This is a genomic window from Streptomyces sp. NPDC006174 (assembly GCF_040614075.1).
GTDB lineage: Bacteria > Actinomycetota > Actinomycetes > Streptomycetales > Streptomycetaceae > Streptomyces.
In genome coordinates, this window is the sequence record NZ_JBEXTJ010000001.1 from 84,901 (window position 1) to 95,880 (window position 10,980).

Below are 10,980 nucleotides of genomic sequence, written 5' to 3' on the forward strand. Positions count from 1 at the left end.
GGTGAGCGGCGCCGTACAGGCGTACGTATGGTCGGATGACGGGTCTTCGGGAAGCGGGGCAGTGGTGATGAACGGTTACGGCGGCAGCGGCGGACTGCACGGTACGGGCGAGCCGAGAGGGCTGCGTGAGCGGGCGGGTCAGTATGCTCTGCTGCCGCTGCGGCTCTTCCTGGGGGTCACCTTCGTCTACGCGGGTCTCGACAAGCTGACGGACAGCGGCTTCCTCTCCGCCACCGGCCCCGGCTCGATCGGCGAGATGATGAACGGGGTCCGCGACTCCTCCGCGATCCCCGCCCTCGTCGACCTGGCGCTGAAGAGCCCCGAAGGATTCGGTTACGCCATCGCGATCGGCGAACTCCTCGTCGGCCTCGGCACCCTGGTCGGCCTCTGGGCCCGGCTCGCCGCGCTCGGCGGAGCGCTGATCTCGCTGAGCCTGTGGCTGACGGTGAGCTGGCAGGCGACGCCGTACTACTACGGCAACGACCTGCCCTACTTGATGGCGTGGCTGCCCTTGGTGCTCGCCGGCGCCTCCATGTTCTCCGTCGACGCCTTCCTCGCGTCGCGGCGGCGCCGCAGCATGTAGGCGGTCCAGGTCGCCGTGGCGGCCAGCCACAGACCGCCGAGGAACACCGGCAGGAAGAAGGTCCACGGCACCTCCCAGGCCCCGGCCGCGTCGGCCGCGTACCCTCCGGCCAGGGCCAGCATCGTCAGACCCGCCACCGCCCGTCCGGGCCGGAACTCATGACGCAGCACGGCTGACCTCCACCTGTCCGACTCCGACTTCCACTTCGAGCTCGATCGTCCCGGCCGGCTTGCTGCCCCTGGGCGGCGGAAGCGTCCGTTCCGCCGTCTGGTCGCTGTTGATGCGGACCTGGACCCGCTGGCCCTCCTCCAGCCGGATCTCGCCGAGACCGGCCTCGGCCCGCACCTTCACCGTCACGTCCTTCGGCACGACGACGGCGGCCCGGCCCGCTCCGACCTCCAGCCGGGTCCGTACGGTCCCGCCCGGCGGGACCACCACGCCGGACAGGTCCAGCCGGGCATCGCCGCTGCCCAGTTCGTACCGCTGCTGTACGGCGGTGACCTCGGCCGGACGCCACTCCTGACGGGCCCAGTCCGTGCTGATCTCCTTCGGCAGCATCGTCGCGCCGGCCAGCAGCACCGCCGTGACCATCGCCAGCAGCACCGTGCCGAACCCGGTCCGGCCCAGCGCGGAGGAGACCAGCAGCCCGAGCCCGAAGACGGCGAGCGCGGCCACCAGGCCCATCTGCAGCACCGTGCCGAGCGGCTCGTGCGCCCAGCTCAGCCAGGTGGTCAGACCGCCCGCCACCAGCGCGGTCAGGAAGACGAGCCCGCCGATCGGGCGCGGCCCCGGAGCGGCGGGCGCCGGTGCCGGTGGCCGGAACGGGGCGTCCGCGCTGGGACGCCCGGCCAGGACCGTCTCCCGCGCCGTGTCCGGGTCGGTGTCCGAGGGGCCCCAGAGATAGCCCGGGCCGACCGGACCCGTCGTCCCGTCCTTGACGATCGGGTCCCGCCACCACGACGGACCGCCCGGCTTCGGCGGCGCCTTGACCTCCGGCGGAGGCGTGCCGAGGCCACCGGTGTGCGGGTGGGCGGGAGCGGCGGGAGTGCCCGGCGGGGCCGCCGGGTCCTCCGGCGCCGACGTCCTGCGGGACTGCGTCCACACCGAGCAGCCGACCACGGCCACCGACAGCAGCGCCGCGAACGCCAGCATCCCGCGGTTGCCCAGCATCGACAGGAAGAGCCCGCAGCCGATCAGCGCCAGCAGCAGCGCCACCAGCGACGCTCCGTCGACCCGGCCCGACAGCAGCCGGCGCGCCTCGTTCTCCTCCTCGCCCTCCAAGGGCAGCAGGAGCCAGGCGAAGCCGTAGAAGATCAGGCCGATCCCGCCGGTCGCCGAGAGGACGCCGAGCACGATCCGGAAGATCACCGGGTCCACGTCGCAGTACCGGCCGAGTCCGCCGCAGACCCCGGCCACCATCTTCTGCCGCGGGCTGCGGCGCAGCTGCGGTTCGGGTGCGTCGGGGGGTGCGACGCCGGGGGCGGCGTCCGGGGGAGCGGTCATACCTCCATGGTGACGGCCCGCACCGGCCGGTGGGAGCCGCGCCGACCCTGGCCGGTCCCTGATTTTGCGCCGAGCCGTCCCGCAGGGGGTGGCGGGGGTGGTGAAGGTAGGGCTGGCCCAGGGTCGATCAGGGGGACTACCCTGATGCCTCGCGACCTGGCCGCGTGTGACGATCGGGGTATGCCAGCCGCCACCGCCCGAGCCGCGCACAGCTCACTCGCCTCCGACCCGGAGGAGCCGCCGCTGCGCAAGCTGTACCGCAGCGCCGACGGGCGGATGCTGGGCGGCGTCGCGCGCGGGCTCGCCGGACACCTCGGGCTGCCGGTCGCCTGGGTCCGGTTCGTCTTCCTCGGCCTCTTCCTCAGCGACGGCCTGGGCGCTCTGCTGTACGCGGTGTTCTGGATCGTCGTCCCTCTCGGCGTCGGCGGAGTCGGCGGCGTCCACGCTCCGCGCTCGGTCTTCGAGACCGCCGCCGACGGCCGGCGCAAGCTCCGCAAGCCGGACCCTGGCCAGGTCTTCGCGCTGGTCGCCCTCCTCGTCGGCGCGGTCGTCTTCGTCGTCAACGTCGACATGGGCAGCGAGGCCGACCGCTACATCTGGCCGACGCTCCTCATCGGCGCCGGCTCCGTCCTCGTCTGGCGCCAGGCGGACAACGCGCGGCGCGCCCGCTGGATGGAGGTCGGCCGACACCGCCGGCTGCTCCAACTGGCCCGCGCGCTGGCCGGAGTGGCGCTGGTGGGGCTCGGGCTCGCCGTCTTCATGGTGGTGCGCGGCTCGGCCGCACAGCTGGGCAACGTGCTGACCGCCGCCATAGCCGTCCTCACCGGTATCGCCCTGCTCGCCGGCCCCTACCTGGTCCGCATGGTCCAGGACCTCTCCGAGGAGCGGCTGATGCGCATCCGCGCCCAGGAGCGCGCCGAGGTCGCCGCCCATGTCCATGACTCCGTCCTGCACACCCTCACCCTGATCCAGCGCAACGCGGACGACGGCGGCGAGGTCAGACGCCTGGCCCGCGCCCAGGAGCGCGAGCTGCGCAACTGGCTCTACAACCCGGAGGGCACCGGCAAGGACGAGGACGACGAGCCGGAGACGCTCGCCGAGGCGGTGAAGCGGGCCGCCGCCGAGGTGGAGGACAAGCACGGCGTCCCGCTGGAGGTGGTCGTCGTCGGCGACTGCCCGCTCGACGACAAGCTGGGCGCGCAGATGCAGGCCGCGCGCGAAGCGATGGTCAACGCCGCCAAGTACGGTGGCGAGGGCGGCGCCGTGCAGGTCTTCGCGGAGGTCGAGGGCACCACGGTCTTCGTCTCCGTGAAGGACCGGGGTCCGGGCTTCGACCTGGACGAGGTTCCCGCCGACCGCATGGGCGTACGAGAATCAATCATCGGCCGGATGCAGCGCAACGGCGGCACTGCCCGGCTGCGTTCGGTGCCCGGCGGGGGCACCGAGGTCGAGCTGGAGATGGAGAGGGCGAGCGAATGACCGAGAACACCGAAGCCACCGGGGGCCCGGAGCGACGGGTACGGGTCGTGCTCGTCGACGACCACCGGATGTTCCGTACCGGCGTGCAGGCCGAGATCGGCCGCACCGAGGAGACCGGCGTCGAAGTGGTCGGCGAGGCCGCCGACGTCGACCAGGCGGTCACCGTCATCACCGCGACCCGCCCCGAGGTCGTCCTCCTCGACGTCCATCTCCCGGGCGGCGGCGGTGTCGAGGTGCTGCGCCGCTGCGCCCCGCTGATGGGCGCGGCCGACGACCCGGTCCGCTTCCTCGCGCTCTCCGTCTCGGACGCCGCCGAGGACGTCATCGGTGTGATCCGCGGCGGCGCCCGGGGCTATGTCACCAAGACGATCACCGGTACCGACCTGGTCGACTCCGTCTTCCGGGTCCAGGAGGGCGACGCGGTCTTCTCACCGCGGCTGGCCGGCTTCGTCCTGGACGCCTTCGCCTCCACGGACGCCCCGCCGGTCGACGAGGACATGGACCGCCTCACCCAGCGCGAGCGCGAGGTGCTGCGGCTCATCGCCCGTGGCTACGCGTACAAGGAGATCGCGAAGCAGCTGTTCATCTCGGTGAAGACGGTCGAGTCGCACGTCTCGGCGGTGCTGCGCAAGCTCCAGCTCTCCAACCGCCACGAGCTGACCCGCTGGGCGACGGCGCGACGGCTGGTCTGAGCGGAAGAGCCCGGATGAGCTGTGTGGGCTCCGGATCGGGTCAGGCGGGCTCCAGCGAGATGTTGACCTTCTCGCCGATCCGGCGGTAGCCGACGCCCGCGTAGATCCGCTCGACATCCGGGCCGCCGGGCTCCAGCCAGACGGCCCGGCACCCCTGGTCCAGGGCCCGTTCCGTGAGCCAGGCGGTGAGTGCGGCGCCGACACCCCGGCGGCGGAAGGGGGCCGCGACGGTGAGGCCGGCCAGTTCGCTGAGGCCGTCGATCGCGACCGAGCAGCCGCCCACCCCGGCCGGTGCGCCGTCCAGGACCGCCAAGGCGGCGACCCCGTCACCGGCCGCCGCCGCGCGCAGCCAGTCCGTCGCTCCCGGCTCGGGTTCGCCCGTGCCGCCGAAGCCGTGGTGCTGGACGCGGGCTGCGTCGGTGAATTCCGCTTCGGTGGCGGGCACGGCGATGCGGAGGCCCTCGACCGGTTTCGGCATACGGAGGTCCGGGCGGGCGCAGGCGAGCAGCGGAGCCCGGTTCTCCACGGTGAACCCGGCGGCCAGCAGGGCCGGTTCGACGGCCGGGGCCCAGGCGGGCAGGAACTCCAGGCGCGGCAGCCGCTCCCGCGCCCGGAACGCGTCGATGAGGGCCGCCACGTCGTCGGCCGTGGGTTCCGCATCCCGGTCCGGGATGGCGTAGTTGGCGTACTTCAGCTCCCAGCCCGGGTTGTGCCGGACGGTGAACGGGCCCACCCGGTAGTGGGTGGGAGAGCGCAGCGTGAGCGTGCGGGCGTACTCCTGGACGGCATTCGCCATCGACATACGGGAAGTTCCTTCGGCGGAGGAGTTCGGCGCCGGGGACTATGCCACCCGGGTCGCTCCGGCGAAAGGCATTTGATCGATGGGCGCGATCCGCACCGGGGCGCCGGGACGCGGGGCGTGGATCATCTGGCCGCCGCCGATGTAGAGGCCGACGTGGCTGATCCCGGAGTAAAAGAACACCAGGTCACCGGGGGCCAGTTCGGAGCGGGAGACGCGCCGGCCGGCGTTGATCTGCGTGTAGGTGGTGCGAGGCAGGCTCACGCCCGCCGCCTGCCAGGCCGCCTGGGTCAGCCCGGAGCAGTCGAAGGCGTTCGGGCCGGTCGCGCCCCAGACGTACGGCTTGCCGATCGCGCCGTGCGCGAAGGCGACGGCTCTGGCCGCGCGGGAGTTGGGCGCGGCGACCGAGGAGCGCGGGGCCGAGCGGTCGGCGTGGGCCGTGGAGCGGCCGGCAGGTGCGCCTGCGCCGGCCTGGTCGGCGGAGGCCGCCGGGCCGCCGCCGTGGGCAGCGTCGGCGACGCGCTCGTACGCGGCGCGCTCCTCGGCGGTGAGGGTGGCCAGGAGCTTGCGGGCGTCGGCCAGCTTGGTGTGGATCGCGGTGCGGTGTTCCCGCAGTTCGGCGCGGCGGGCGGCGAGCGCCTCGGTCTCCTTGTCGGCGCGGGCCTTGACCCGGGCGATGCCGGAGAGCTGGCGCCGGATCCCGCTGAGCAGGCTCGCCTGCCGGTCACCGGCCCGGTCCAGGTGGGCGGCGCGCTCCAGGTAGCTGTCGGGGTCCGAGGAGAGCGCCAGCTGTACGGCGGGGTCGAGCGCGCCGGTGCGGTACTGGGCGGTGGCCATCGAACCGAGCGTGTGGCGCGCGGTGTTGAGGCGGTCGGTGCGGCGGGCGGCCTCGTCGGCCAGGCTGTCGACGGCCTTCCTGGCGGCCGTCTCCTTCTCCTTCGCGCCGTTGTACTTCTCGGTGGCGACCTCGGCGTCGTGGTAGAGCCGGTCGATCTTGGCCCGGACCTGGGCGGCGGTGGGCGCGGGCTCGGCGGGTGCGGCGCCGGCGCCGGAGGCCGAAGTGGCGGTGGCGGCCCCGGCGAGCGCCAGGGTGGCGGCGGTGCGGGCAGCAGAGCCGGAGAACGGGCGCTGCTTGGGTTTCCGGTGAGCGGATTTCCGGTGCGCGGCCACGAGAGCGGCATCCTTCCTGTCGGCTGCCCGCCGGGGGATACCGACAGGTCCGCCAGGGACGCTAATCCGGGCGCACGGCAAAGGGTCGCCATGACAGGTATTGCCCGGATGTGACGCTTCGGCGCTGCCGGATGACCGTAGCGCAGAGTCGGAACTGATCATTCCGGCAGGTTCGGACGGAGGGCACACAGTTCCGGCGAAGGCGCCAAGGAAGGCTCACCTCACTGCCGGGTAACGGTTTGGCCATGGTTAGGCTCCGGGCCATGAACGCACTGATCGGCGTCTTCGTCGCGCTGCACATCATCGGCATCGCCTCCCTGCTCGGCGGCTTCCTGACGCAGATGAAGGCGATGGGCGCGGGCACCGCACGCTTCGTCCCGGCCATGCTGCACGGCGCGCTGACCATGCTGGTCACCGGCGTCGCGCTGGTCGGACTCAACCAGGCCGACGACCAGGCCGTGAACAACATCAAGATCGGCGTGAAGCTGGCGCTCCTCGTCGTCATCCTCGCGCTGGTCTACGTCAAGCGGGACGACGAGAAGGTCGAGAAGGGCGCGTTCGCGGCGGTCGGCGGACTGACGGTCGCCAACATCTTCATCGCCACGCTCTGGACCTGAGGGGCTTGAGGGGCCCGAGAGGCAACCGGGGCGGCCTCCGAGAGGCCGCCCCGGTTGTGGGTTCTCAACCCTTCCGTCCGAGAACGGGGTTGTGACCTGCGGTTCGGACCAGATTCTCAACAGCTTGTTCGTGTTCGTTCTCATCGAAGTGTCCGGCTCCTTCGAGATGCCCGAGTCCTTCATCTTGCGCATGGCCCCGCAGAGTCGCGAGGAGCGGCGCTATTTTCCTGCGCGCCTTGGTCGATGCGGAGTATGTTCTCTGCGTCGAGTCATCGCGAAGGGGTTCCATGGCCAAGGTAGTGCAGCCGATGTCCAATGAGGTCATGCTCCTCACGGAGCGGTTGAAGCAAAGTAAGGCTGACTCGTATCCGGGTATCTCCGATCAGGAATACTTTCTTATCAGTTCCACGGATACTGTTCTACGCCATAAGGGTCTGTCTTCACGCCAGATCGACGATGGGATCACCGATGGCACCAATGACGGTGGAATCGATGCTGTCTATCTCTTCATCGACGGCCAGATCGTTGTGGACGCATTGGAGGCGTCGCACAGCAGCATGCCGCAACTCGAGCTAGAAGTAATCCAAGCAAAGGATGAGAGCGGCTTCAAGGAGCTGCCACTTCAGCTGCTGATCGATCACCTCCCACTGCTGCTGCAACTTGACCGTCCGGACGGACTCGAAGAGGAGTTCAGTCCGCGCCTTCTGGAGCGCTTCGATTCTTTCCGAGAAGCCTACTTGGCCGTCGCAAGTCGGTTCCCGGAGCTCTCCATCAACGTTCGGTACCTGACGCGGTCCTCAGAAGCTCCCCATGCAAAAGTGAAGCGAAAGGCTAGCCGTCTTGAGAGGAGAATTGGAGAGCTTTTCCCAAACGCCAACGTTGCTGTAAACCTCATTGGTGCGGGTGAACTGAATGCCCTTGCCCGACAAAGGAAGACCACCACACTCACGCTAAGGCTGTCGGAGAGTCCAATGTCGCCGGAGAAGGGAGGCTTCGTTTCCTTCGTGCGGCTGGAGGACTACAACAGCTTCATCACTGAAGAGAATGGGCGCTTGCGAGACGAAATCTTCGAGGAGAATATCCGAGGCTACGAAGGAGCCACGGTAATCAACCAAGGCATCGCGGACTCCTTGCAGGAGGGAGACGGTGCTGCAGCCGATTTCTGGTGGCTCAATAATGGCGTTACCGTGATCGGGAAGCGGGTCCATGCCCAAGGGAAGATGCTGCAGATCGAGGACCCTCAAATCGTCAACGGTCTCCAGACATCACGGAACGTCCACGCCTACTTCCACCCGCCCAGGACCCTCTCAGATGGTACGGGAGTAGCTCCCGAGGGACGAATGAGGCAGATTCTCGTACGGGTTGTTGAAACCCGGGACGACGCCATTACCGCGCAAGTGATCAAGGCCACGAATAGTCAGAACCGAGTGTCAGCGGCTTCACTGCGCTCCGGAGACCCTTTCCAGCGTAATATTGAGGAGTATTTCCATCGCAATGGGTACTACTACGAGCGAAAGAAGAATCATTACAAGAACATGGGGAAGCCGCACACTCAGATTGTAGAGGTTCTCGAACTCGCGCAGGCGGTGGGTGGAATCCTTCTTCAGCAACCTCAAGTTGCCCGTGGTGCGCCCTCCACCCTGGTGCGGAAGAGGTATGAGCAAGTCTTCAGGAACACAATTCCTCTGGAGGCTTATCTGCGTAGTATCCGTGTCATGAAATCCGTCGATGAATTCCTTATTGTGGAGGCCGGCCTGAGTGGTCGCCATGAGCGTTCCAATATCCGCTTCCATCTAGCCAGGGCTGCTACAGCGTTTGCGCTCAAATCGTCCCGTCCTCAAGGGAAGGCTGTGGCAGGTCTTGATCTCTCTGTCCTCGACGCCGCGTTTCTGAATCGTGTATATGAATGGGTTATTGTTTCCAGGGATTCCGTGGTCAAAGCCACAGGCGTTGACGATCTTGGTGTTCTTGCCAAGGGCGGAGAGTGGGCCAGTGAAATCGATAGGCGATTGAGCAGATACACGGCCAAGTCGCGCTGGCCGGTTGCGCTTACGCCCGCACCTCCTGCCTGACGACTCCTAGGCAAACGAAACGACGGGACAGTCCGGGCGGTGCAGGAATTTCTGGGCCGATGATCCGCCCTGGATGGACTGCGCGCAACGGAATTTATTTATTTGGCGACCAGGTGCGCCAACGCCCGGGACCGCAGGCGGCCCGCGCTTCTGCGAACTAACAGTTTTCGGTCTCGGGCGGGCGGACTGGTGGGCCGGTGGGCCCGTTCCATTCTCTTGATCTGGGCGCAGACGCTTCTAGGATCGATGCCGGTCCTCCTGCGGATGTGGGCACCGTGGAACTTCGCGTCCTGGTGGTCGAGCAGGCCGTGCAGGATAGGTGCACAGAAAGTGGTTGCGACCGAAACTAGCCGTGAGTCGCCCTGTTCCGTGGGTCCGGCGAAGCGAGAATATTGTGCATCGCTGAGAAGCACTCTGCTGGGCGATTCTCGGCGATCTGTCGCAGATGGCGAATCGACGACAGATCGCTGAGACTCCGACTGGTCTATGCGGTTCTGCGACTGCCTACCTGGCATTACGCCGGACGCACGCTGCCGTAGATCGGCATGGAGTAGATCGACTCCTCGCGGACGTTCGCTCCCGGCTTCGGCGCGTGGATCATCATCCCGTCGCCCTTGTAGACGCCGACGTGGCTGATGTCGTCGTAGAAGAAGACCAGGTCGCCGGGTTGCAGGTCGGTCGTGGCGACCCGCGTGCCCACCTTCACCTGGTCCCAGGTGGTCCGGGGCAGCGTGACGCCGGCCTCCCGCCAGACCGCCTGGGTCAGCCCGGAGCAGTCGTACGAGGACGGGCCCGAGGCGCCCCACACGTACGGCTTGCCGATCTGGGCGCGCGCGAAGGCCAGCACCTTCTCGGCCTTGGTGGCGTAGCCGCTGCCGGTCCCGGCGCCCGTACCCGTGCCCGTACCGGATCCCGGACTCGTCCCCGTACCGCTGCCGGAACCGGAGCCGCTGTCTCCGCCCGACTCCTTCGCGGCCTCCTCGCGTGCCTTCTTCTCCGCCGCCTCGCGCTCCTCGCGCTCCTTGGCCTCGGCGGCCTGGCGGGCGGCGAGGCGCTTCGCCTTCTCCCTGGCCTCGGCCTCCTTCTTGCGCTCCAGCTCCGCCAGCCGCGCCTTCTCCTCGGCGGTCAGCTTCGCGAGCAGGGACCGGGCCTCGGTGAGCTTCGTCTGCACCTTCTGCTTGCTGGAGCGGAGCGTGGTCTGCGTCTCGGTGAGCGACTCCAGGCTCCGCACGGCCTCCGCGCGCTTCTTCGACGCCGCGGCCTGCTGCGTACGGAAGTCGTCGACGGCCTTCTGCCGGCGCTCCGTCGACCGGCTCATCAGCCGGCTCTGGTCGAAGTACGCCTGCGGGTCGTCCGCCAGGAAGAAGGTGGCGGTCGGCGCGATACCGCCGGTGCGGTACTGCTCGGCCGCGAAGGCGCCGAGCTCCCGGCGTGCCTCGTTGATCTTCTCGGTCCGCTTCGCCACGTCGGAGAGCAGCGTGTCGACCTTGGTGCGCTGGGCGGTGGAGGCGGTCTTCGCCCGGTTGTACTGCTGGGTCGCGCTGCCCGCCTGCCGGTAGAGCTCGTCGACCTTCTTCTGGACGTCCTCGATGGCCGGCTTCGGCTCGGCGGGGGCCGCGGTCGCGCTCTGCGTGGAGAGCAGCGTCACCGAGGCCAGCGCGGCCGTCGTGAACCCGACGGCGGGGGTGGTCGTGCGCACCTTCGTGCGCGGCTTGCGATGCGATGCCAAGACCGGCATCTCCTTCCGTGGACCGCCTACCGGGTTAGCTGTCGGGTTCGGACGGAACGGAAGGCTGTCCTACGGTCCGTTGTGCGAGGGTATGGACCGATTCACCCCGGTTACGCGTGTGGGTCCCCGGTTCCGAACTGCTGGGAGGGCAGGACGGATTCGGCAGAGGTGACCGTGAGACGCGGTTCGTCTCAGGGAGATTACGGATCACCTGACCGAGCACGCTAGCCAACCGGTGGCACCGCTGGGAAGGAGGATGAGCGATATGCCCGATACATTTTCGTGACCTTTCCGGATCCAGGGCCCCGCACCCCCTCCTACCGGGCCTTTCTTCAC

At 68.8% G+C, this 10,980-nt stretch carries 10 protein-coding genes and 1 riboswitch; of the genes, 5 read left to right on the plus strand and 5 right to left on the minus strand.

What is annotated here, in order from left to right:
- Positions 1 to 67 precede the first annotated feature (67 nt).
- Positions 68 to 583, plus strand: a complete 516-nt coding sequence (locus ABZ267_RS00410; RefSeq protein WP_356754796.1) for a DoxX family protein — start codon at positions 68 to 70, stop codon at positions 581 to 583.
- On the opposite strand, the gene ABZ267_RS00415 is transcribed toward ABZ267_RS00410, so the two are convergent.
- Positions 490 to 753 carry a hypothetical protein gene (locus ABZ267_RS00415; RefSeq protein ID WP_356754794.1) on the minus strand — a complete coding sequence of 88 codons (264 nt, stop codon included), beginning with the start codon at positions 751 to 753 and terminating at the stop codon, positions 490 to 492. The genes ABZ267_RS00410 and ABZ267_RS00415 overlap by 94 nt on opposite strands.
- On the minus strand, positions 740 to 2,086 hold the full coding sequence (locus ABZ267_RS00420; RefSeq protein ID WP_356754792.1) for a PspC domain-containing protein: 1,347 nt from the start codon (positions 2,084 to 2,086) through the stop codon (positions 740 to 742). Before ABZ267_RS00420 ends, ABZ267_RS00415 begins: the two co-directional genes overlap by 14 nt.
- A 180-nt stretch (positions 2,087 to 2,266) precedes the next feature.
- Between ABZ267_RS00420 and ABZ267_RS00425 the strand changes: the two genes are divergently transcribed.
- Both ABZ267_RS00425 and ABZ267_RS00430 read left to right on the plus strand, forming a co-directional pair.
- The gene (locus tag ABZ267_RS00425; protein ID WP_356754790.1) at positions 2,267 to 3,565 is read left to right on the plus strand and encodes a PspC domain-containing protein; all 1,299 of its coding nucleotides are present in this window, start codon (positions 2,267 to 2,269) and stop codon (positions 3,563 to 3,565) included.
- A complete protein-coding gene (locus ABZ267_RS00430) occupies positions 3,562 to 4,257 on the plus strand; it encodes a response regulator transcription factor (protein ID WP_084748772.1) in 696 nt (231 codons plus the stop codon). The genes ABZ267_RS00425 and ABZ267_RS00430 overlap by 4 nt, the downstream gene beginning before the upstream one ends.
- Positions 4,258 to 4,297: 40 nt before the next feature.
- On the opposite strand, the gene ABZ267_RS00435 is transcribed toward ABZ267_RS00430, so the two are convergent.
- Together ABZ267_RS00435 and ABZ267_RS00440 are read right to left on the minus strand one after the other, a co-directional pair.
- Entirely contained in the window at positions 4,298 to 5,059 is a 762-nt protein-coding gene (locus ABZ267_RS00435; protein WP_356754788.1) for a GNAT family N-acetyltransferase, read from the minus strand.
- 39 nt (positions 5,060 to 5,098) lie between these two features.
- The gene (locus ABZ267_RS00440) at positions 5,099 to 6,226 is read right to left on the minus strand and encodes an NlpC/P60 family protein (RefSeq protein WP_356754786.1); all 1,128 of its coding nucleotides are present in this window, start codon (positions 6,224 to 6,226) and stop codon (positions 5,099 to 5,101) included.
- A gap of 263 nt (positions 6,227 to 6,489) precedes the next feature.
- Between ABZ267_RS00440 and ABZ267_RS00445 the strand changes: the two genes are divergently transcribed.
- Together ABZ267_RS00445 and ABZ267_RS00450 are read left to right on the plus strand one after the other, a co-directional pair.
- Positions 6,490 to 6,843, plus strand: a complete 354-nt coding sequence (locus ABZ267_RS00445) for a hypothetical protein (protein WP_356754784.1) — start codon at positions 6,490 to 6,492, stop codon at positions 6,841 to 6,843.
- Between the two features lie 287 nt (positions 6,844 to 7,130).
- Positions 7,131 to 8,915: an AIPR family protein gene (locus ABZ267_RS00450; protein WP_356754782.1), complete on the plus strand. Its 1,785-nt coding sequence runs from the start codon at positions 7,131 to 7,133 to the stop codon at positions 8,913 to 8,915.
- 514 nt (positions 8,916 to 9,429) lie between these two features.
- On the opposite strand, the gene ABZ267_RS00455 is transcribed toward ABZ267_RS00450, so the two are convergent.
- Positions 9,430 to 10,653: an NlpC/P60 family protein gene (locus ABZ267_RS00455; RefSeq protein WP_356754780.1), complete on the minus strand. Its 1,224-nt coding sequence runs from the start codon at positions 10,651 to 10,653 to the stop codon at positions 9,430 to 9,432.
- Positions 10,652 to 10,819: riboswitch (cyclic di-AMP (ydaO/yuaA leader) on the minus strand. Its footprint overlaps the gene before it by 2 nt.
- Positions 10,820 to 10,980 lie beyond the last annotated feature (161 nt).